18 protein-coding genes are annotated in these 22995 nt (G+C 32.5%); 7 read left to right on the top strand and 11 right to left on the bottom strand.

Annotated features, from left to right (window positions below; all coding sequences use genetic code 11):
- Positions 1 to 883: 883 nt before the first annotated feature.
- From B6S12_RS03430 to B6S12_RS03385, 10 genes are all read right to left on the bottom strand, one after another.
- The gene (locus B6S12_RS03430) at positions 884 to 4030 is read right to left on the bottom strand and encodes an autotransporter outer membrane beta-barrel domain-containing protein (RefSeq protein ID WP_111229415.1); all 3147 of its coding nucleotides are present in this window, start codon (positions 4028 to 4030) and stop codon (positions 884 to 886) included.
- Positions 4031 to 5069: 1039 nt separating this feature from the next.
- Positions 5070 to 6665: a sensor histidine kinase gene (locus B6S12_RS03425; RefSeq protein WP_181450940.1), complete on the bottom strand. Its 1596-nt coding sequence runs from the start codon at positions 6663 to 6665 to the stop codon at positions 5070 to 5072.
- Between the two features lie 53 nt (positions 6666 to 6718).
- Complete coding sequence (locus tag B6S12_RS03420; protein ID WP_111229413.1) at positions 6719 to 7384, bottom strand: response regulator transcription factor; 666 nt, start codon at positions 7382 to 7384, stop codon at positions 6719 to 6721.
- Positions 7385 to 7453: 69 nt separating this feature from the next.
- Positions 7454 to 8212, bottom strand: a complete 759-nt coding sequence (pstB, locus tag B6S12_RS03415; protein ID WP_111229412.1) for a phosphate ABC transporter ATP-binding protein PstB — start codon at positions 8210 to 8212, stop codon at positions 7454 to 7456.
- Position 8213: 1 nt separating this feature from the next.
- Positions 8214 to 9032, bottom strand: coding sequence for a phosphate ABC transporter permease PstA (pstA, locus tag B6S12_RS03410; RefSeq protein WP_111229411.1), 819 nt, complete (start codon positions 9030 to 9032; stop codon positions 8214 to 8216).
- Between the two features lie 2 nt (positions 9033 to 9034).
- Positions 9035 to 9898: a phosphate ABC transporter permease subunit PstC gene (pstC, locus tag B6S12_RS03405; protein ID WP_111229410.1), complete on the bottom strand. Its 864-nt coding sequence runs from the start codon at positions 9896 to 9898 to the stop codon at positions 9035 to 9037.
- Between the two features lie 37 nt (positions 9899 to 9935).
- Positions 9936 to 10757 (bottom strand): substrate-binding domain-containing protein, encoded by an 822-nt coding sequence (locus B6S12_RS03400; RefSeq protein ID WP_111229409.1) that lies wholly within the window; start codon positions 10755 to 10757, stop codon positions 9936 to 9938.
- A 638-nt stretch (positions 10758 to 11395) separates the two neighbouring features.
- On the bottom strand, positions 11396 to 11791 hold the full coding sequence (locus tag B6S12_RS03395; protein WP_111229408.1) for a prepilin-type N-terminal cleavage/methylation domain-containing protein: 396 nt from the start codon (positions 11789 to 11791) through the stop codon (positions 11396 to 11398).
- Complete coding sequence (locus B6S12_RS03390; protein ID WP_111229407.1) at positions 11781 to 12266, bottom strand: type II secretion system protein; 486 nt, start codon at positions 12264 to 12266, stop codon at positions 11781 to 11783. Before B6S12_RS03390 ends, B6S12_RS03395 begins: the two co-directional genes overlap by 11 nt.
- 137 nt (positions 12267 to 12403) lie before the next feature.
- Complete coding sequence (locus B6S12_RS03385) at positions 12404 to 13048, bottom strand: Crp/Fnr family transcriptional regulator (RefSeq protein WP_181450939.1); 645 nt, start codon at positions 13046 to 13048, stop codon at positions 12404 to 12406.
- Between the two features lie 89 nt (positions 13049 to 13137).
- On the opposite strand from B6S12_RS03385, the gene B6S12_RS03380 reads away from it, so the two are divergent.
- From B6S12_RS03380 to B6S12_RS03370, 3 genes are all read left to right on the top strand, one after another.
- Entirely contained in the window at positions 13138 to 14154 is a 1017-nt protein-coding gene (locus B6S12_RS03380; RefSeq protein ID WP_111229406.1) for a 4Fe-4S dicluster domain-containing protein, read from the top strand.
- The gene (locus B6S12_RS03375) at positions 14155 to 14826 is read left to right on the top strand and encodes a cytochrome b/b6 domain-containing protein (protein ID WP_111229405.1); all 672 of its coding nucleotides are present in this window, start codon (positions 14155 to 14157) and stop codon (positions 14824 to 14826) included. It begins immediately after the preceding gene.
- Between the two features lie 96 nt (positions 14827 to 14922).
- Positions 14923 to 15357, top strand: coding sequence for a hypothetical protein (locus tag B6S12_RS03370; RefSeq protein ID WP_111229404.1), 435 nt, complete (start codon positions 14923 to 14925; stop codon positions 15355 to 15357).
- Here B6S12_RS03370 and B6S12_RS03365 read toward each other — a convergent pair.
- A complete protein-coding gene (locus B6S12_RS03365; RefSeq protein WP_111229403.1) occupies positions 15354 to 16835 on the bottom strand; it encodes a DUF2779 domain-containing protein in 1482 nt (493 codons plus the stop codon). The genes B6S12_RS03370 and B6S12_RS03365 overlap by 4 nt on opposite strands.
- Before the next feature lie 295 nt (positions 16836 to 17130).
- On the opposite strand from B6S12_RS03365, the gene B6S12_RS03360 reads away from it, so the two are divergent.
- From B6S12_RS03360 to B6S12_RS03345, 4 genes are all read left to right on the top strand, one after another.
- The gene (locus tag B6S12_RS03360) at positions 17131 to 18336 is read left to right on the top strand and encodes an argininosuccinate synthase (RefSeq protein WP_111229402.1); all 1206 of its coding nucleotides are present in this window, start codon (positions 17131 to 17133) and stop codon (positions 18334 to 18336) included.
- Between the two features lie 229 nt (positions 18337 to 18565).
- Positions 18566 to 20158, top strand: coding sequence for an ABC-F family ATP-binding cassette domain-containing protein (locus B6S12_RS03355; protein ID WP_111229401.1), 1593 nt, complete (start codon positions 18566 to 18568; stop codon positions 20156 to 20158).
- Positions 20158 to 21657 carry an AMP-binding protein gene (locus B6S12_RS03350; RefSeq protein WP_111229400.1) on the top strand — a complete coding sequence of 500 codons (1500 nt, stop codon included), beginning with the start codon at positions 20158 to 20160 and terminating at the stop codon, positions 21655 to 21657. Before B6S12_RS03355 ends, B6S12_RS03350 begins: the two co-directional genes overlap by 1 nt.
- Before the next feature lie 30 nt (positions 21658 to 21687).
- The gene (locus tag B6S12_RS03345) at positions 21688 to 22980 is read left to right on the top strand and encodes a DUF4910 domain-containing protein (protein ID WP_111229399.1); all 1293 of its coding nucleotides are present in this window, start codon (positions 21688 to 21690) and stop codon (positions 22978 to 22980) included.
- The last annotated feature ends 15 nt before the right edge of the window (positions 22981 to 22995 follow it).

Below are 22995 nucleotides of genomic sequence, written 5' to 3'. Positions count from 1 at the left end.
TAGATATTCTTTCTCTATTATTGCTAGCCATTATGCAATATTTGCGTGGCAATCTATATTTTCTTGCAAAACTTTATACCATCACTTGGTATTAGCTAAAATCTCTAAAAGATTTTCCAAGCAAAGAGATATTTTGCTTTAGGGTTTCTTTGATTAAATTAGGGTAAATGGATTACTAGAATACTTCAATCTATAGGCTACAATACAAAGGAGAACCTCTAAACCACAACAAGTAAGACTCTTTTGTGATGTTTTCCTTATATCATTGCAAGAACTATGCTAGTAAGTCATAACAGCCTACAATAAATCTTCATATAAATCTTTCCAATATAGACTTATATTATATTGGCTCTAATTTCCTTTAGTGATTTCCTGCTTTTGATTGTTTTCTCTTTGAATTGCATTTTGAATTCTATTGCAAGTTTTATCATATCTTCATAGAGAGTTCCATTGATTTTAATAGAGATAATATAGACATAATATTACAAATTTATTTTGCAACCCTTTTAAAGTATTAAAATATTTTAGTTTTTAGATTCCTAATTCTTTTTGATAATCTCTTATTGGATTGCTATGATTTGCTTATGCAAATCTTGTAATAACACTCCTCCCTGCTATTACAAACAAAACACAGTTTTGCGTGGTAATCTAAAATCGTCTTAGGGGTATTTTAGATTACTTTGTTAGCTATATTTGCTTGCAATAGTAAGCAAGAGACTTTACAGATAACATTTCTTTATTACCACAAGACTTATACTAATAGGCTGTGGTAGTCTAAATGAGCTACTCTAAAAGTATTCTCTTTAGGCTACTACGCTCTACTTTGTTTTGTTAGTTAGAAAAAACTAACCTTATATAATCTCTCTAGCTATGCACTAGCTTTCTACCACCATATTCCTAGCTTTAAATAGATATTGTGTGAATAGCTTTTAGCATCTCCTAAAACCACTCCATAATTTAGAGATAAATCTGTATTGTTTGCAATATTATAAGTAGCACCCAATGTGCTAAAACCATAAGCACCTGAAGTTTTTACATCACTGCTTAAATAGGTTCTATTTACTCTCATTTCTCCTTTGGCATCATTATAAAGATTTATTAAAGCTCCCACACTTCCATTAAATCTTAATCTATCATTCCAAGCTCTTTGGTATTTAATAGAAGCAATAAAATCTACAAAATTTACTTGCGTTGCATAATAATGCTCTTTTGTGCCTCCTAAATGGTTTAGGCTAAAATCCTTAGAACTAATCCCCATATAACTCAATCCCATTTCAGGACTAAGTATAGAAATATCTCCTATATTAAATAAATTTGCCCCTACTTTAGATTCTAATCCATATCCATAAGTTTCTACTTTGGTATTAATCTTTGCAACACCATTTTGATAAGTTTTTTCTACTTTGCTTTTTGTATAATCTACTCTTGTAGTAGTGCTAAAGTAAAATTCTTTAATCCCATCTCTTAAAAAAGTGTGATGATAGGTTAGTCCTCCATAATAAACTGTATCATCCATTGTTAATCTTTGTCTTTGTTGCTCTTTGTCTGCAGTTTCATATCCTAGATAAAAGCCTAAAATTCCATATTCATTATCTAGTTTGGTTTGTGCTCCTCCTATAATACCACTTGTTTTTACCTTTAATCTTCCCAGTCCTTCTTCTAAATTTAATGAAGAGTAATTATAATAAGGGACTAAGAAACTATAAATATCTTTATTAACATCTTTTTGAGGCAGGAAGATTTCTTCAAACTCTCTTAAAATATCATAGGTGTTATAATTTTCTTCTGTATTCTTTTCTTGTTTATCTACAAAACTAGAAGAGGAAATAGCAATATCTTTAGTGGATTGTTCTAATCTTTGTATATCTCTAAAGTTTGTTCTAAAGTTTTTAGAATTTACTTCTTTTAAAATATTGCTTGTATTAATCTGTCGCATTCTACTTGATTGAATGATAGATTTTGCAAGAGTTTTACCGCTTAGTTCATCAGTCAATAAATAAGCTGTATATTTACCTTTTTCTCCTACATTTACAAATTTAAAAAGTTCATCTACAGAATAAATATCATCTGCATCTATTCCCATTCCATTATTAATGCTTCCTCCTATAGCATTTCCATCTTTATCACTAAAGAAAGTATTAGAATCATAAATAACATTCATATCTGCACCACTTACATAAATTTTATCTGCACTAATACCGCCTATATTTGTCCCCCCTGCCAAAATAGAATTGTTTAATCTTTCTTCCTTACTATTAAATTCAGGAGCATTAAAATACCAACCACTAATTTTAAGTTTAGCACTATCCCCATTATTTTCAAAATGATAGCCATTGGAGGTTTTACCCACAAAGCCTTGTGTAATATTAGTGCCACTTTCTCTTAAAGATGGGCTATTATAGGCATAATTTGCAAAGGTTAATTCCCCAGTATTTACAATACCTTGCTTAATTTCCCCCTTTGCATTATTAAGTTCTAGTTTTCCATCATTGCTAAGTCTCTCTAAACTTCCTTGATTTTCAAAATCTTTAATAACTCCTTGATTTTCCAAGCTTGTTAATTCTCCCTCATTAGTAAAGCTACCTATAATTCCTTTTTCTTGATTTTTTAGACTTAATGAACCCTCTTTATTATTAGTAAGACTTCCAATCTCACTTGCATTATCAATCTCCATAGCTCCATTATTAGCAATAGCTCCTATAAAGCCTCCCTCATCATTATTTTCTTTGGTATTTGTAATTTTTAGAGTTTTGTTATTAGTAATCTCTCCTATAGTTGCATTATTCATAACTCCATTAGTAATCATGCCATTATTAGTAATTGCTTCAATGAAAGCACCATTGCCATTTTTAATACCATTAATGCTCCCTTCATTGTTAATTTCGCCTAGGATTTGCGTGTCTTTTCCGCTAGTTTTTATATCTCCGCTGATAGTTCCTTTATTATAAATGCCCCCTATGAGTTTAGAGCCACTTTCTAAAGAAATGTTTCCTTGTATTTTTCCTGATTTTTCATTTAAAATAGCAGGATTAGCCGTGTTTAGATAAAGATTATTTGCACTAGAAACTATAGAAGAAATTATTGCACCCTCTTTTAAAATGATAGTATCTTCATTGTCTTTTTGATCACTTCCTATGGTTCCATTATTAATAATTCCTGCTTCTCCTCCTGCCATTAAAGTATTAGAACCCTCAAGCGTGATGGTATTTAAAATCTTTTGATATTGATTTTGCAAGAATAATCCAGCTCCACTCTCACCTACAATAAAGCCTTTATTATCTATTTTTTCAATGGAGTTTGCAAGTGTAGCAAGTTCTTTATTTGTCATCAGTGCAATCCCATTGACACCCCCTTTAATGTTTCCCTCATTTTTAATCTCTCCAACTTTTGCATGCTTTCCAAAAAACGCTCCTAGATAGATTCCATTTTGCTTTCCCTCTATATTTCCCCTATTGTCTAACTCTCCTAAAACCTCTTCATTAACCAACCCTTGAAGCTCAATGCCGTTTCCTGCCACTCCAACAATATCACCCTCATTTATTACTTTTTCAATATTGATTTTATAGTCATTTAAACGGATAATACTTAATCCACTCTCAGCACCATGTATCCTTCCACCCTGTTTATTATTAATTTCTCCTACATCTCCTCTTACATACATACCATTAGAGCTACTAGAAAGAATGGTGCCACTATTTTCTATTCTATCTACCTTCGCTTGCTCATGCAACTCAATAGCATTGTCTTTTCCTATAATCTCACCTGAATTAACAATTTGTTCTATATCCACTTTGGTTTCTACACTAAGTCCTTTTCCGCTAGTCCCCTTTATAGTCCCATAATTATTAAGACTTTCTATATTACCACCATTCCACAAAGCAATGCCATTTTGCCCTTGTAAACTCCCATTATTTTTTAACTCTTTCACTATAGAATTCTTATTAATATTTATAGCAGCATGTCCTGTAGTTGTGATAAAACCACTATTATTTATATTGGCACTAATAGCTCCATTACTACCTTCAAGCAAAATACCATTAGCTGTAGCACTAATACTTCCTTGGTTGTCTATACTTAAATCTTTACCGTTTATTATTTGTATACTATTGCCATTTTGCCCTTCTCCACTTACAACCAGCTTTCCTTTGCTCCCTATGGTTAATTTACTATTATCGCCATTGATTATAACTTTATCAGTCTGCTCACCACTAATCGTGCATTCATTATTATTACAGCCTCCACCACTAATGGTTTTAGAATCTATAGAAGTCGCATAAATATTTGAAGTTAAAACTGAAAATGCAGTAAATGAAAGGAAAGAAGCTTTTAAAAGGTTATATTTTGCCCCCCCCCCCCGCTAGGAATTTGACATTACTCATGGGTTTCCTTTTTATTAATTTATTGTAAAATTTAAGAAAATTTGAGGCAAAATTTTATTAATCATTTTGTTAAACAAAAATAAAATATTTTAAAAATTATAAAATAAATATATTTTATTTATAAAATGTGTAAAATATTAACAATAATATTTATATTAGATATATTAATAAATACAATAAATGATACTTAATATAAATAAATATTATGATTTTTACAATAATTTATAATTTTCAAAAAATATTCAATCAATTTGAAAATACAAAAACAAAGCAAGAAAAAAGTAAATTATATTGTATGGTTTAAGATAATAGGGCTAAATAGCAAAAATCTCCATTGTTATTAATTCCTTTAAAACTAAAGCATAGTTATCATAAGGCTTTTCTCCCTCTATCATCACAAATGGAATAAAGTAGAATGTAATTTTAAGGAATTATCTACTAGATTTTAGTTGCTCCTTATAGGATTACCTAGCCCATTATGAAATTTAACAATCAAGATAGCTTCTTTGGTGCTTCTGCCTCTTTAATGACAATGTAGCACATTATCATAAAGCACAACAAAACAAATCATTACAAAACCCTAGCTTAGAATAATGACACTCCACAAGCTATCACAACACACTTATTCTACACTCTTTCATTGGTTTCTTCTTAAAACCATAATAGTGTTTATAACAAAACATTATTCCATTAAGGAAAATAAAACAAAAATTCACTTCCCTTGCCTGCCTTGCTTTTTACCTCAATCTTTGCATGGTGCAATTTGGCTACAGATTTTACTATAGATAGCCCAAGCCCAGTGCCTCCAAGCTGTTTGCTTCTGCCCTTATCCACACAATAAAAACGCTCAAATATTCTCTTATGCGATTCTTTTGGTATGCCAATCCCATTGTCCTTAACGCTTAAGCAAATGCCATCTTGCTCTTTTTTTAATGTAACTTTTACAAAACCGCCTTTATTATTGTATTTAATAGCATTATCACAAAGATTGTAAATAAGATTTTCTAATAGCTCTCCATTCCCTCTAATGGTGCATTCCTGTAAATCACTTAAAAGTGTAATTTTATTGTTATTGGCAATAATTTTTAGTCTTTCAAAAACATTTTGGATAATATTTTTTAATTCCACAGTTTGCATAGGCAAATGATCTTGTGCTTCATCTAAAAAAGAAAGTCGCAAAATCTCATCAATCATCTCTAAAAGTCTTTTAGCTTCTTTTTCTATTTTTTGCAAAAATTGTTGCGTATCTTCTTTGCTAACAAGCCCATTACTTAGCATTTCACTACTAGCCAAGATAGAAGTTAAGGGTGTTTTTAGCTCATGGGTTACATTTGCACTAAACTCTCTACGAAGTTTTTGGGCTTGTTTTTGTGCATCTAAATCGTGCAAAATAATGATAATTCCCTTAAATTTATCTTTAGAATGGATAGGGCAAAACACCACTTCACATTCTTTATTTCCCAAAGTTACAAATTCTGTTTGCTGCTTTTTATGCTTTTTAAAAAGCGTAAGAAGAGGGAGAATCTTTTGCAAAAAAAGCGCATCTTTTAACTCATAAATAGAATGCAAATTAGAAATAGCATTAAAATACTCTTCTGCACGCTCATTTACAAGCAAAATCTTGCCATCTTTATTGAGTAAAATTATCCCATCGCTCATATTTTGTGTAAGCAAAAGCATTTGATTTTGCTTATGCTCTAAACCTTTTAATTTATTTTTCACAGCTTTATGCTCTTGCTTTAATGCCTTAATAAAAGGCTCTAACTCTCTATAGGGCATTTTTTGGGATAAATTATCCAAAGTTAAAGTTTTTAAAGGCTTGATAATAGAAGCTGTTAGCACCCTTGCAATCATAAAGCTTAGCAAAAGACACAAAACAAATTCTAATGCAAAAAAAGGTAAAAATTCTTCAAAATTCTCTTCTACATTGCTTTTTGGCATAGCAAGACGCAAAACAACAATTTCATTTTGCAAGGTAGCCTGTGTGGCATAATAGAGCATTTTGCTTTGCATTGTATGAGAATAACGCACCGCCCTTGCTTCTTTATCCCTTAATGCTTTTTTAATCTCTTCTCTATCCTTATGCACTCCTAACTCATTAGCATTGTTATCATAAATTACTTTACCCTCTTTAGAAATAATACTTATGCGATAAGTAGTTGGGATTTCTCCTTTAGCCACATCAAAAAGATGAGTTTTTAAAAGCATCGCCTCTTTTTTTAATGTGCTAAAAGCTTCCTTTTGCAGTGCATTTTCTAAGCTAAAAAGCAAAAAAAGATTCGCCAAAACCAAAAGACTAACACAAGTAAGAAATATGGCTAAAAATATCTTTTTATACACTATTCTACCTCTATTTTATAACCAATCCCTCTAATAGTTTTTATCTTACTCCCCCAAGAACCTAGCTTTTGCCTTAGGGTTTTAATATGCACATCTAAAGTTCTACTTTCATTAGTATAGCTATACCCCCACAGCACTTCAAAAAGTTCATCGCGGCTAAAGGTGCGATCAATATTTTTTAATAAAAATCCTAAAAGCTCAAATTCTTTTAAAGTAAGTTCTATTCTTTTGCCATCAACAACAACTCTATGGCTTCTAGTAGAAAATTCCAATCCATCTAGCAGTATTTCTTCCTCTTTATTTTCTAAACGCCTTAAAATCACTCTTACTCTAGCCAATAATTCCATAACCCCAAAAGGCTTGGTAATATAATCATCTGCTCCTAAATCTAACCCTTTAACTTTCTCATATTCGCTACTTAGGGCTGTTAGCATAAGCACTCCAATATTTCTAGTCTTTGGAGATTTTTTTAATTTTTCCAAGACTTCAAACCCGCCAATTCCTGGAAGCATTACATCTAAAATGACAACTTTTGGCAGTTTATTTTTTAATTCTTCAAAAAAATCTTGTGCGTTGCTAAATCCTTTTGCTTCAATGTTTTGAGATTTTAGAGCATATAAAACAAGCTCTAAAATAGAACTTTCATCTTCTAGTATATATACCATATATATTCCTTAAATTAACAACCTTGTCTTGGATAAATTATAATACATTATTAATTTTATTTTTCTTTATCAACCAAATTTTCCTTGAATATAATCTTGAGTTTTTTTATCTCTAGGTTTATTAAAAATCTTTTGTGTCGTATCAAACTCCACCATTTCCCCAAGAAGAAAGAAGGCAGTCTTGTCTGAAATACGATTGGCTTGTTGCATATTATGTGTAACAATAATAATTGTATAATCCTTTTTTAACTTAGAAATTAGCTCTTCAATTTTCAAAGTAGAAATGGGATCTAATGCGCTTGTTGGCTCGTCCATCAAGATAACTTCTGGATTGATAGCAATGCTTCTAGCAATGCAGAGTCTTTGCTGTTGTCCCCCACTTAAAGATAAGGCAGATTGCTTTAATCTATCCTTTAAATCTTTCCAAAGTCCCACATCTTTTAAGCTTTCTTCTACAATATTATCTAGCGTTGCTTTATCTTTAATACCGTGAGTTTTAGGGCCAAAAACGATATTTTCATAGATACTTAATGGAAAAGGATTAGGCTTTTGAAACACCATACCAACTTTTTTTCGCAAAGCAGTAACATCGTATTTTTTATAAATATTCTCTCCGTGAAATAGTATTTTTCCCTTAATTTTACAGTTTTCTACCAAATCATTCATTCTATTTAAACATTTAATAAAGGTTGATTTTCCACAACCACTAGGACCAATAAATGCAGTAACTTCTTTTTTAAAAATCTCCATATTAATATTTTTTAATGCGTGAAAATCGCCATAAAATAAATTCATATCTTTAATGCTAAAACATACTTTTTTATCCATATTAAGCCTTTGTTAGTTTTTTTGCTAAAAAATTAGAAATTATGTTGATTAATAAAACAATAATAATTAAAACCATTGCCGTGCTATAAGCTTCATTCATATGTAAGCCCTCGCTTGAAATCACATACATATGCACACTTAAAGTTCTAGCAGAATCTAAAAGCCCTGCAACTTGTGGAACAGTCGCAGCTGTATAAAGTAATGCTGCACTCTCTCCAAAAATCTTTCCGATACTTAAAATAACACCTGCCAAAATCCCAGGAATTGCAACAGGCAAAATGATAGAAAAAAGTGTGCGAAGCTTGCTAGCCCCTAGAGCAAAACTTGCTTCCCTCAAAGAAAGTGGCACAGAATGCAAAGCCTCTTGTGCGCTTCTTAAAATAAGGGGCAAAATCATAATAGAAAGCGTAAGACTACCTGATAAAAAGCTATAACCAAATCCTAAATAATGCACAAACACTAAATAACCAAAGAGTCCATAAACAATACTAGGAATCCCCACCAAAGTTTCAGAAGCTATGGCTATAATGTGTTTAATCTTAGAATTTTTCTTCCCATATTCGCTTAAAAAAATTGCCCCAAAAACACCAAAGGGTATGGCAATTAAAAGCGATAAAAGCATCATATTAAGCGTATTAATAATTGAGGGCATCATAGATACATTTTGACTATTATATTCTAGGGCAAATAATTTAGGACTAAGATGTGCCAAACCTTTTACAAAAATAAAACCAATAATTAAAATAAAAATCCCTAAAGTTATGCAAATAGAAATTCTAAGTGCATAATAAATAAAAAGAGAAGTATAATCCTTTTGCATTCTTATCCTTTTTTAAGTGCATTAAAACTTAGATTAATCAAGAGAATAAACACAAAAAGCACCACGCCATTTGCAATCAATACATCTCTATGCAATCCTTGTGAATAACCCATTTCAAGCACAATATTTGTAGTAAGTGTGCGTAAGCCATCACTTATTGCAGTAGGAATTTGGACTTGATTACCTGCTACCATAATCACTGCCATAGCCTCTCCAATAGCTCTACCCACTCCCAAAATAACAGAAGCTAGTATTCCGCTTTTTGCAGCAGGTAGCATAGCAAAAATGACACTTCTCTCTTTACTTGCACCAAGTGCTAAAGCCCCTTCATAATAACTTTTGCTTACACAATCTAATGCCGCCTTAGACACCAAAATAATTGTAGGCAAAATCATAATTGCCAAAATCAAACTAGCAGCCAACAAACTTTTTCCAGAAGTTCCACTAAAAACAGATGAAAGCATAGGGACGATAATCATTAATGCAAAAAATCCATAAACTACACTTGGTATCGCCCCTAAAAGTTCTACACAAGGCAATAAATAACGCTTTAATTTTGGAGGGCAAAATTGTGAAAGATAAATTGCACTTAAAACACCAATAGGAACACCTATTAAAATTGCAAGCGCACTCACATAAAAACTTCCTACAATCATAGGCAATATCCCAAAAATCTCTTCTGTGGGATACCAATCAAGCCCAAAAATAAAATCAAATAATCCTATTTTGTGGATTGTAGGCACAGCATTTGCAAACAAAAACATACAAATTAAAGCCACAGCAATAATAGAAACTAAAGCACAGATACCAAAAAGAGCTTGAAAAAATCTTTCTTTAAAAGATGAAGAAAAAAGAATATTTATCATTTGGTTTTTAAATCCTTAAATTTTTACAAAAGAGGGATTAGAGTTTATCCCACTCTTTTGTCTCCCCTGTGAAGATTTTCTTAACAGCTTCTTTAGAAATATTATCAATTTTGTTTTCTTTATTGACAATAATTGCCAAACCATCTACCGCTAACACTTGCACTTTAATACCCTTATCCAACTCCGCTTGTTTAACATCGCGTGAAACCATACCAATATCAGCCAATCCATCTACAACTGAATTTACACCCGTTGTAGAATCTGATTGCAAAATTTCAATGGTAGCCTTTTTATTAACACCTTTATAACCCTCTGCTAATTTTTCCATAAGAGGAGTAATAGAGCTAGATCCTGCAATTACAAGCTTACCTTCAATTTGTGAAACCTTGTGATTGCCTTCTTTTGTAGCAATATAGCCCGCTTTTTGAATGATGTCCTTAGAAGTGGTCGCATAGTTTAAAAAATCTTCCATTAAAGGATTTGTGCTTTTGGTTACAAGATTAAAATTTCTTGCGATTTTATAACTTTTATTGTTGATATTTTCTACACTAGGTGCTACTCCATCGATACTTAATGCTTTTACATTATCCTTTAAAGAACCAAGAGAAATATAACCTATGGAACTTTTAGAATTTGCAATACTTGCAATCATTACTCCTGTAGAGTTTGTAACCTCTGCACTTGTAGAAATTGCATCAATTTTTTTGCCTCTTACTTCTTTGGTAATATTAAAAATCTCCACAAATGCCCCTCTAGTTCCTGAACCCATTTCTCTAGTAATAGGATGGATATTCTCTGCCATCGCCACACTTGCAGTAAGACTTAAACCTGCCAACATTCCCAAAAAATACTTTTTCATAAATTTGTCCTTTATAAGAATTAAATTTTATGAAAGTATAAAAAAGGCGTGTAAAAACAAGTCCTTATGAATGTAAAATATTTGTGAATTTTAAAAAGATTATTTTATAAGCACCCAATATCACTTAACCTACAGTTTTTATAAAAGTCTATATAGGCTTTATTAGAGATATTAACTTAAATAATAGACTATAAGAAGTCTCCTAAACAAGAAAAAGTATCCTCTTATAGATTATTGTTGTTTGCATTTAAAAGCTTTGCTATTGTAAAGTTTTGTCATTGTTAGATACTCTTCTCCATCATTGCAAGGAGCTTTAGCTCTAAAGTAATCCATAGCAAGCAGATAATAACTTTAAATATTTTATAGATTACTATATAAGACTATGCTCTATTTATTTTAGTGTTTTGGATAGTTTGTTAAACCACTATGATGTTTAACTCTTTTGTAGCAACCTAAGAAATGTCATTTAAAGATTTTCCCTCTTTATCATTAGAGTGATAGCAATATCTCTTTTAATAGGATTTAAGATTATTTCACTGTTTTACTTCTTATCTTTAAAAGAAATTTTAAGACTTTAACCCTTTATAATAAAAGGGTTGCAAAGTTTCTAATCTGCAACTTTTTATCCAAAAACCCCTTTAAAAAATATCGCAATAAGATTCCTTGTTATGCAACTTAGAACTTTTTGTATTTTGGCATTCTAAAATCCCATTTTTTAAAATAAAAGAAACTTTTTTATCTCCATTAACTCCTATCACTCCATTTTTCTGCTTTTTAAAATAACAAGAGCCTTGCACAAAATCAAGTCCATTAAACACATCGCTAAAATCTATATTTTCAATCCCTATAGCATTTTGTTCTCTCTTGCTTGCAATTTTTAGCTTCACATCAAAAATTTGCAACTGAAGCTTTTTAGTGCAAGCCCCCTCTTTAAAAGCATAAAATTTTGGCAAAGCCAAAGAACTCAAAATCCCAAGCAATATAAGCACAATCAAAACTTCAAAAAGGCTAAAAGCCCTCCTTTTAAAATTCAATAGAGCTACTTAAAAGCGGAATAATCTGTGGAGAATCTGCACTTAAATTAAGAGTAAAATTAAGCTTCTCACAAGTATCACCGCCTTCTAAACTCTTGCTTTGTGTGCTAATTTTTAAATAACTAATTTCTTTATCATTGGTTGCTATTTTTCCCTCTTGATCACTTAGCAAAACTGCCTCTACACAAGCCTTTCCCTCTTTATCTTCAAGCTTACTAGAGATTTTAAAAGGGCTAATTTCCCAATTTGTCGCACTAAGATCAATCGCACTTTCAAAATCCCCCTTTCCTTGAGAGAGAAAATAAGAAGTAAGGGCAGTTTTTAACATCACAACATCACTCTTTAATGCAATAAGCTTAGCATCATTACGGCTTGCTGAAATCTTTGGAATAGCAATAGCTGCTAAGATACCCAAAATCACAAGAATAAAAATAAGCTCAAGCATTGTAAAAGCTTTTTTGCTATTTAAAACCATATCCACATCCTTGCAGAAATTAAATATTTCACTTTTGGTTAAATATTCTTTAACTATACTATATTATTGGTAAATTTAGCAAAACCGACTATTAAAATATTCTAAAATATAAATTTTAAATCGCAATGATTTAATTTTTACACACTTTGAGCTTCCAATATCTCTATAATTCCACGCGTTTGAGAAATTTTGCCCTGCTTTTGCAATTCTTTTAACACTCTTGAGATTGCCTCTCTAGCACTTCCTAAGGAATTGGCAATCTCTTCATGCGTAATATAAAGAGAGTTTGTGCCTTTATTTTGAATAGAATTAAGTAAAAATGCCATAACTCTATCACTCAACGACATAAAAGCAAGGGAACTAAGGGAATCCACAACATTGCTAAGACGCGAAGAGAGTAAATCTAAATGGAATTGCTTTGCTTTTTTATATTTATTGCTAATCTCATTAAAAGCCTTGCTTGGCAAAATAAACACACTAGAAGTTTCAATAAATTCCAAATTCACTTCAAAACTGATATTTTTTAACATACAAGATGCAGAAAGTATGCAATAATCTCCTGTTTTTAGCACAAAAAGATTAATCTCTTTACCATTTGGGGAAATAATATAAGCCCTAAGTGCCCCATATTCAATTAGCACTAAACCTCTGCATTCTGTTTCACTGCTAAAAATCTTTTGTCCTTTGGGAAAATTCTTTGCATACACAAGATTTAAATAAATCTCCCTATCCTCTTTAGAAACTTCCCATGAACACATCAAATCCTGCACTTTTTGTAGCAAATCACACTCCCTTATGTAACTTTATCACGCTATTCTATCTCAAATCTCCCTATACTTGCATAAAATATATTTCAACAATAAGGCACTTTATGGAAACCACTCTAACAAGACGCAACTTTTTTAAAATCGTAGGTATTGGAAGCGCACTCTCTCTAACACAAGCCAATGCAACCCCAAAACAAAGCAATACACAAGAAAATTACCAAATGGCTTCCATCATTGATATTGGCTTATGCGATGGGTGCAAAGATTTAAAAACTCCCTTATGTGTTAAAGCCTGCCAAAATAAAAACCTAGAACGCTTTCCAAATCCTATAGAAAATATTCCTTATTATTTTCCTAGAAAAATCTATGAAGACCACTCTAAAGACAAAGAAAACATTTCAAGATTAACCCCCTATAATTTCACCTATATAGAAAAACTAGAAATAGAGGGCAAAAGTGTTTTTGTGCCTAGACGCTGTATGCATTGTGATAATCCCACTTGCCAAAAAATATGCCCTTTTGGAGTGATTTCTAAGGACAAATATGGTGCAGTAGATATTGATGAGAATTTTTGCTTTGGGGGTGCAAAGTGCCGTGATGTATGTCCTTGGGGCATTCCACAAAGACAAGCAGGAGTGGGAATTTATCTAAAAATTGCCCCCAAACTTGCAGGAGGAGGTGCAATGTTTAAATGCGATTCTTGTGCTTCACTCCTAGCACAAAACAAAAAACCAGTCTGTGAAACTTCTTGCCCTAAAGGTGCAATTATCTTTGGCAAAAGAGAAGAAATTTACCAAAAAGCAAAAGAACTTGCTAAAGACTATCAACTAAAAAGCGGTAAAGAGGGAACCTTTATTTATGGGGATAAACAAAATGGGGGAACTTCAACCCTCTATGTTTCTCCCATTCCTTTTGAAGAGCTAGATAATGCTTTAAGCAAAAAGCATAATCTAGAGCAAGGTAAGCAAAAACAAGGTATTCCCCACCTAAATCTAGAAGTGAAAAATTTCGTAAGCGAAGATAGCGCACTCATTAAAGGCGTTCTGCTCTCACCACTTGTAGGATTGGTTGCAGGTGGAATTGCAGTGGCAAAAAGCAAACAAAATAAAAAGGATTCCTAAATGAAAACAATCAAAAGACAAAGCATTCAAAACCGCCTTGTTCATTGGGGTGTAGCATTTAGCACATTTGGACTTATTTTTAGCGGGATTTTACAAATGCCTGTTTCTAAACGCTATATGCTAGATACACTACCGCTTATGGGTTGGAGCGGGGATTATTCTATCTCACTTGTGGTGCATTATGTATTTGCCTTTCTTTTATGCTTTTTTGTATTTTTTCATATCTGCGTGCATTCTTTGAAAAAGGAATTTGATATTTTTCCCAAAAAAGGTGATTTTAAAAAGAGTATTTTAGTTATAAAAGCCATGATTTTTAAAACCAAAGAACCTCCTAGCCAAAAATATCTTCCTGAACAAAGACTAGCCTATTTTGCAATCGGCTTTACCTTGCTTTTATTGATTATTAGCGGACTTATTAAAACTTATAAAAATCTAGCTGGACTTAACCTAGGCGAAGAAATGATTTTTTGGGTAGCACAAGTGCATAATCTAGGAATGTTTTTAATGATTTTTTTAATCATTTTCCATCTTTTAGCCTTTGTTTTTAAAGAAAATCGCCCTCTTTTAAAAGGAATGTTTAGCGGAAAAGTAGATGCTAGCTATAGCCTAAATCGCCACAGCCTCTGGGAAGAGGGTGTAAAAGAAGCTAAAGAAGTCCTTAAAAAGAATTAATCTGCCTTTGCTCTCTGCAAGGGCTTTAGCAATATTTTAACTTATAGACAAAAAGAGTCCATTTTTATCTACTATAATTTCAAAAAAGGAGATAAAATGCCTCTAGCACTAAATACTATTTACCAATACACAATAAAAAACAACAAACAATCTTTTTGGATATGTTTTAATACAAACCACAATATTTGCTCCATCAATAAAAACAACAAAGAAGGCTTAGATCCCTTTGACAAAAGCAAAACAAACACAAAACAAAGGCAAGAATTTTTACATTTTATGCAAGAAAATTTTCCTAATACCAAACTTACAAATATCTTTGATATAGCACCCATAAGCTATTTAATCTATCCTTATCTTGGAAGCATTGCAATTGACTGCACCAAAGGAGATAAAGTCTATGAAGCTCTCAATAAAAAATACGAAACAAAAGAGGGCTATCCAAAGTCTATGGACGCAGTATTTTGGAGTATGGAGCTTGAAGTAGCTAAAAAGCTCCATAAAGAAAGGAAGATAGATTTTGAAAACTTTTAGCTAACAATCTCTTCTAAAAAGGCCAAAACTTTCACCATCGCTAAAGTGTCTAATTTACAATATTCTAAAAGTGCTTGATGATAAGACTTCCTTTCATCTTCGCTCATGTATTGCATTGCTTCAAAGCTCTGCATAGCCTCACTTCCATCATGGATTAAATTTAGCTTTTTATAAGCCTCTTCCATTTCTGGAATTAAAGCAGGCAAAACTTTTTTAATAGAATAACTTCCTTGCATTTTATAATGGTAATATGCCCTATTTTTAAAAGGTATCATCAAATCTTTAATGTTTTGTTCTATGTTTAATAAATGCTCGCTAAGACTAGGATACAAGGTGGCTAGGTTTCTAATCACTCCTTTTTCAAAACTAGCATTATAGGCCAAAACACACACATCTTTTGGAATATCACTTACTAAGCTCTTTGCCAATTCTAATCTTGGATCCACACCACATTCACTTAAAAATTCTCTATGCTCTAAAGTGTTTTTATTATCAATATGCAAAGAATACTGAAAAGGGATTTGCATATAGGGCTTAATGCCCTTATACTCTGGGATTGCTTGAGTGAAAGTCTCAAAATCAAGATGGTAGATAGGATAACTTAGTGTGTTTAAAAACCTTCTAATCTGTTCTTTATCACAAACAACTTGCTTGTTAAGCGAGGCTTGAATTTGTCCTTTTTGCTTTGTATCAAAACTAGAAAAATCTTTAATATCACGAAATTCAACAATGCCCCTTTTATAAAGTGCAAACTTTTTATCCTTTCTAAGCCCTGCAATGCAAAAAATATTTTCCCTCTGGCAAAGCCCTCTTTGCTTCTCCCAACAATACTCATAAGCTTCACAAGGATAAGGATTAAAACAATGTTCCCCTATATCAATATCAGGTTCATTTTGCCCTTGCAAAACTTCACTAAAACAAGCTAGATTCTTCTTTACTTCTTCTTGCTTAGCTCTAACCTCATCTGTAATATCACAAATTACAAAAAGTTTCTTAAGCTCTAACTCTTCTCCTCTGATATAAGTATTATCTATATGTATTAAATTAACTTGCTTGATTACATAATTTAGATTTTTTAATACAAAATATTGTAAGGCACAATCTTGCTTATAAATCTCTTTTAATGTGGTGGAACTTTTTACCTCATTAATAATTAGACCCTCTTTAGTATTTTGTAAAATATCTATCATCACCACAATTCCCTCATATAAAAAAGTAGCTTCATAGATAATTTCTTGATTGTTTTCTAGGAGTTTTTTGGTTTGAATGTATTTTTCTTCAAAAGTGCTACCTTCAAATTCTATCTTCACTCCATTGGGAAAAAGCCCACAAGCAAATTCCCCCACCCTATTGCCTACGCTAAATTTATCCATTGTGCTTTGCGATAACTTCTCTAGCTCCTCATTTTTATAAATTTTAAGCCACAAAGATTTGGCACATTGCACTCCCCTTACATAAAGAGATTTGGAAAGATTCATAAAATACCTTTTAAAAATTTTATAAAATTGTAGTAAAAAATTTCAAGTTTTAAAAGCTTAAAATACAAAAAGGCAAAAGCTAGGCTTATCTTTCTTTCTTAAAAACTTATACCTTTTAGCCTTTTTATCTTATTGGTTTCATCTTTGTTTGATTTTATGATAATTAAAAGAAGCTAAAATCTCTTATAGCTATAAAATATTTTTACTATAAACTTTTAAAATATTCTCAAAATACCACCCCAAAGCGAAATCTAAATGCTATAATTATGCAAAATTTTAACTTTTAGGAGATAAGGTGAAACAATACAAAAAAGTAGTTTTAGCATACAGCGGGGGGCTTGATACAAGCGTGATTTTAAAGTGGCTTGGCGATACTTATAATTGCGAAGTGGTAACTTTTACCGCAGATATTGGACAAGGCGAAGAAGTAGAACCAGCAAGAGCAAAAGCACAAAAGCTAGGTATAAAGAGCGAGAATATCTTTATTGAAGACTTAAGAGAAGAGTTTATTAGAGATTTTGTCTTTCCAATGTTTAGGGCAAATACTATTTATGAGGGAGAATATTTGCTTGGCACAAGTATCGCACGCCCACTCATTGCAAAAAGATTAGTAGAAATCGCCAAAAAAGTGGGTGCGGATGCAATCTCTCATGGTGCAACAGGTAAGGGAAATGATCAAGTGAGATTTGAAATTGGTGCCTATGCACTAAATCCAGATATTAAGGTTATCGCACCTTGGAGAGAATGGGATCTAAACAGCCGTGAAAAGCTCCTAGACTATGCAGAAAAAGCAGGAATAAAGATTGAAAAGAAAAAAAATAAATCTCCTTATTCCATGGATGCAAATTTATTGCATATTAGCTATGAAGGGCAGATTCTAGAAGATCCAAATGTCGCACCTGAAGAAGATATGTGGAGATGGTCTGTAAGCCCTAAAAATGCACCAGATACACCAACAATTATCACCATAGAGTTTAAAAACGGCGATGGTGTGGCGATAAATGGAGAGAAGCTAAGCCCTGCGGAGTTTTGGGCTAGACTGAATAAACTTGGTGGCGAAAATGGTATTGGACGACTAGACTTAGTAGAAAATCGCTATGTAGGAATGAAGTCTCGTGGCTGCTATGAAACTCCAGGTGGGACAATTTATCTAAAAGCCCATCGCGCGATAGAATCTCTATGTCTTGATAGAGAAGAGGCGCATTTAAAAGATTCACTCATGCCAAAATATGCCGAGCTTATTTATAATGGATATTGGTTTTCTCCAGAGCGAGAGGCACTCCAAGCACTCATTGATAAAACGCAAGAAAAGGTTGAAGGTGTGGTGCGCTTAGAGCTTTATAAAGGCAATGTAACCATTTTAGGTAGAGAATCTAAAAAATCCCTCTTTAATGCAGCGTATAGCACCTTTGAAGAAGATTCTGTCTACAACCAAAAAGACGCCGCAGGATTTATTAAGCTGAATGCTCTAAGGTTTATTATTGCAGGCAAAGCGAAGTAATAAATATTGATACAAAGCATGGTGTAGCCACAAAGGAGCTCCATGCTTATTAATATTTATTTGCTTGTTTATAAACAACCAATAAACCTAAAGCCTCCTAAATATTATTAACAAAATTTTAATATATTTACCTTCAAAAATAAAATGCAAAAATCTCCCCCAACAAGCTTTTAAGCTAGAATATACTACAATCCCCCTTAGAATTCAAAGTAAAATCTAAGGATATTTTATGGTTCAAATAACCGGACTTGGTATGCAATATGCTACCAAAAAACTTTTTGAAAATGTAAATTTAAAGCTTGATAAAGGCAAAAGATACGGGCTAATAGGTGCAAATGGTGCTGGAAAATCCACTTTTTTAAAAATCTTAAGTGGAGAGATAGAGCATACAAGTGGAGATATTTCCTTTGATCCTAATGCTAGACTTGGGGTGCTAGGGCAAAACCAATTTGCATATGAGGATTTTAGCATTAAAGATTGCGTTCTCTATGGCAACAAAAGGCTTTATGATGCTATCAAAGAAAAAGAAAGGCTCTATGAAGCAGGAGATTTTAGCGATGCGGTAAATGAGCGACTAGGTGAGCTAGAGATGATTTGTGCTGAAGAAGATCCTACCTATGAATATGATGTGCAAATAGAAAAAATTTTAGAAGATTTAGGCTTCCCTGCTAAAATCCATGATGAGCTTATGAAAACACTAACTGGAGGGGATAAGTTTAAAGTGCTTTTAGCCCAAGTGCTCTTTCCAAAACCTGATGTTTTATTCTTAGATGAGCCTACAAACAACCTAGATTTAAAGACTATTAGCTACTTAGAAGAGCAGTTAAAACGCCATGAGGGGACACTCGTGGTAATCTCGCATGATAGACACTTTCTAAATAGTGTTTGCACACATATTTTGGATTTAGATTTCAAATCTGTGCGTGAATTTAGCGGAAATTATGATGATTGGTATATTGCTTCCACACTGATTGCCAAACAACAAGAAATGGAGAGAAATAAAAAGCTAAAAGAAAAAGAGGAATTAGAATCTTTTATTGCAAGATTTTCTGCTAATGCCTCTAAGGCAAAACAAGCCACTTCTAGACAAAAACAACTTGAAAAGCTGGATATAAAAGCACTTGAGGTATCCTCTAGACGCGATCCTAGTATACTTTTTAAACCAAACAGAACCATAGGGAATGAAGCATTAAACATTGAAAATCTAAGCTTTTCTTATGAAAATTTAGAAGTAATTAAAAATCTAAGCCTAACTATACTTCCTGGTGATAAAATCGCACTTATTGGAAGAAATGGTATTGGCAAAACTACATTTTGTGAGTTAATTTGCGAAAATCTAACTCCACAAAGTGGCAGTATAAAATGGGGTGCTACCATTGAGAGAGGATATTTCCCGCAAAACACCACAGAGCTTATAAAGGGTGAAGAAACCCTCTATGAATGGCTAAGAGGGTTTGATAAGAAAAAAGAAGCCACAGAAATAAGAAACGCACTAGGAAGAATGCTTTTTAATGGAGAAGAACAAGAAAAAAGTGTCAATGCACTAAGTGGTGGAGAAAAGCACAGAATGATGCTAAGCAAACTTATGCTAGAGGGTGGAAACTTCTTAGTGCTTGATGAGCCTACAAACCATCTTGATCTAGAAGCCATCATTGCGCTTGGAGAGGCATTATACAAATATAGTGGCAATGTAATTTGCATAAGCCACGATAGAGAACTAATTGATGCCTATGCAAATAGAATCATAGAATTTAAAGAAAACAATGAAGTAGTAGATTTTCGCGGGAGTTATGAAGAATATCTAGCCTTAGAGGAGAGATAATGAATCTAAAAAACGCCCTTGTAAAGTCTCTAACACTGCATAGAGATAAAATTGCACTTGAAATAGACGATAGAGCTTTTAGCTATTATGAGCTAGATAGAGATTCTAGCACTCTTGCTAATTCTCTTTTGGAGAGCGATGGAGAGAGGGTTTTAATCTTTTGCTCCCGTAGCTATCTTACATATGTCTCTATTTTAGCCTGCATAAAGGCAAATCTAACCTTTGTTCCACTCAATCCAAAATTCAATAAAGAACGCCTAAAGCTAATGATACAAAACTCTAAGGCAAACAAAATTATAGTAGATGAGACTTGCAAAGAAATGTTTTTAGAATTACAAAGCGAGCTAAATTTGGAACTTGAAGTTTTTTACTCCTTTGTAGAATCTAAAGCAAACAATCTTCACAAAGCAGTGCAAAATGAAATTGCTTATATACTTTTTACCTCTGGTAGCACAGGGATTCCAAAGGGTGTTAAAGTAAGCAGGGACAATCTCTATGCCTACATCTTAAAAATGCAAAAACTTTTGCAAATCACTCCACATGATAAAATCTCAAACTTTTTTGATATAACTTTTGATGTTGCTATGCATGATATTTTCTGCACTTTTTTAAGTGGGGCAAGATTATGTGTGATACCTACAAACACCCTAATAAATCCCATTAAATTCATACAACAAAAAGAGCTAACCATCTTTTATGCAGTTCCTTCTTTAATTAAATTTCTCTCAAAACTCAAAGCATTAAAAGAAGGAATTTTACCCACTCTTAGACTATCTTTATTCTGTGCTGAAGCATTAAGTGCAGATAATGCAAAAATTTGGGCTAAATGTGCCAACAAAAGTGAGGTATATAATCTCTATGGCCCCACAGAAGCCACAATAATAGTTATGGAATATCTATGCTATAAATTTGGAGAACCTTGCAATAAAGAACTAAGCGAAGTTGGAATCCCACTTGGATACCCACTAGAAAACCTAGAAATAAGCCTAAGAGATGACAATGGCAAAGAAGTAGAAAATGAAGAAATGGGTGAAATTTGGATAAGCGGAGATCAAGTAGCCTTAGGCTATTTAGATGATGAGAAAAAAACAAATGAGAAGTTTATACACATAAATCATAAAATATATTATAAAAGTGGCGATATTGGCATAAAAAAGCAGATCGGCGATGAGCTTTTATATTGCTATTGTGGTAGAATAGATGATCAAGTAAAGATTCAAGGATACAGAATCGAGCTTTTAGAAGTGGATTTAAAACTTAGCAAAATAACAAATCTACCAAGCATAGCAATAGTAGCCGAAGAAAATGGCATTAACAAGCTTATAGGTGTAATAGAAGCAGACAATATAGACACAACAGAAATATTAAAACAATGCAAAGATGCCTTGCCTAGCTTTATGATACCCACTAGATTTGAAAAAATGCACAAATTCCCTCTAAACGCAAATGGCAAAATAGATAGAAACAAAATTAAAGAGGAGATTTTATGCAAAAAATAGCAAATAAGCGGGGGGGGGGGGCATAATGATATGGGTTATCAGCTCTATTGTTTTGCCAAAACTATCTTCAAGATACCACGCTCTCTTAGCGGAGATGGCAACAGACAAACCCTAAAAGAAATTGACAAAATTCTAAACCACAAGCTAGAAATTCATGAAGTAGCAAGTGGCACAAAAGCATATGATTGGACAATCCCAAAAGAATGGAATGTAAAAGATGCCTATATCTTAACCCCAAATGGCGAGAAAATATGTGATTTTAAAGAAAATAATCTGCATTTAGTAGGATATTCTACACCACAAAATTTAGAACTTGATTTTAATGAACTAAAAACACACTTATACTCGCTAGAAAATCAAGAAAATGCAATTCCTTATATCACTTCCTATTATAAAGAATATTGGGGATTTTGCCTGCAAGATAGCTTAAAAAAGGAGCTAGAACATAAATACAAAAATAGCAAAGAAAAATTTGAAATTGTGATTGATAGCACTCTAGAAAATGGCTTTCTTAGCTATGGAGAAATACTTATAAAAGGCAAGAGTGAAAAAGAAATAATTCTTAGCACCTATATTTGCCACCCACAAATGGCAAATAATGAAACTTCGGGTATCTGTATAGCAACCTATCTAGCAAAATATCTACTAGAAAAAACTTGCTACTATACTTATAGAATCTTGTTTTTGCCAGAAACCATAGGAGCCATTTATTATCTCTCCACACATTTAAAACAAATGCAACAAAATTGCATAGCTGGATTTGTGCTAACTTGCCTAGGTGATAACAACCAATACTCTTTTGTAACCTCGCAAAATGGCAACAATCTAGCCGATAGATGCACTAGACATATTCTAAAAAATTATTATAAAGATTATAAAGAATATTCTTATTTAGAGCGTGGGAGTGATGAGAGGCAGTATTGTGCCCCTGGGGTTGATTTACCCTTTTGCACTCTCTCTCGCACAAAATTTGGAGAATATGAGGAATACCACACTTCTTTAGATAATTTAGACTTTATTAGCAAAGAGGGATTAGAAGGTGGCTTTAATTTTGTTAAAAAAATTTTAGAAACATTAGAGATTAACAAAATCTATCAAAACAAAATCTTGTGCGAACCTCAACTTGGAAAATACGGGCTATACCCCACACTCTCCACAAAAGAAAGTATTAAAAAAATCAAAGATATGCGAAATCTTTTGATGTATTGTGATGGTAAGAGGGATTTGCTAGAGATAGCAGAAATATGCGGATTTAGCTTACTTGAAATGAAAGATTCTCTTAAAAAATTCATAGAGCTTGGTCTCATTGAAGAAGTATTTTAATTTATATTTAAGGTT

It is taken from the genome of Helicobacter valdiviensis (assembly GCF_003245365.1).
GTDB lineage: Bacteria > Campylobacterota > Campylobacteria > Campylobacterales > Helicobacteraceae > Helicobacter_D > Helicobacter_D valdiviensis.
The sequence above is the reverse complement of the archived record's forward strand: the minus strand, read 5'-3'. Positions and strand labels throughout refer to the sequence as shown.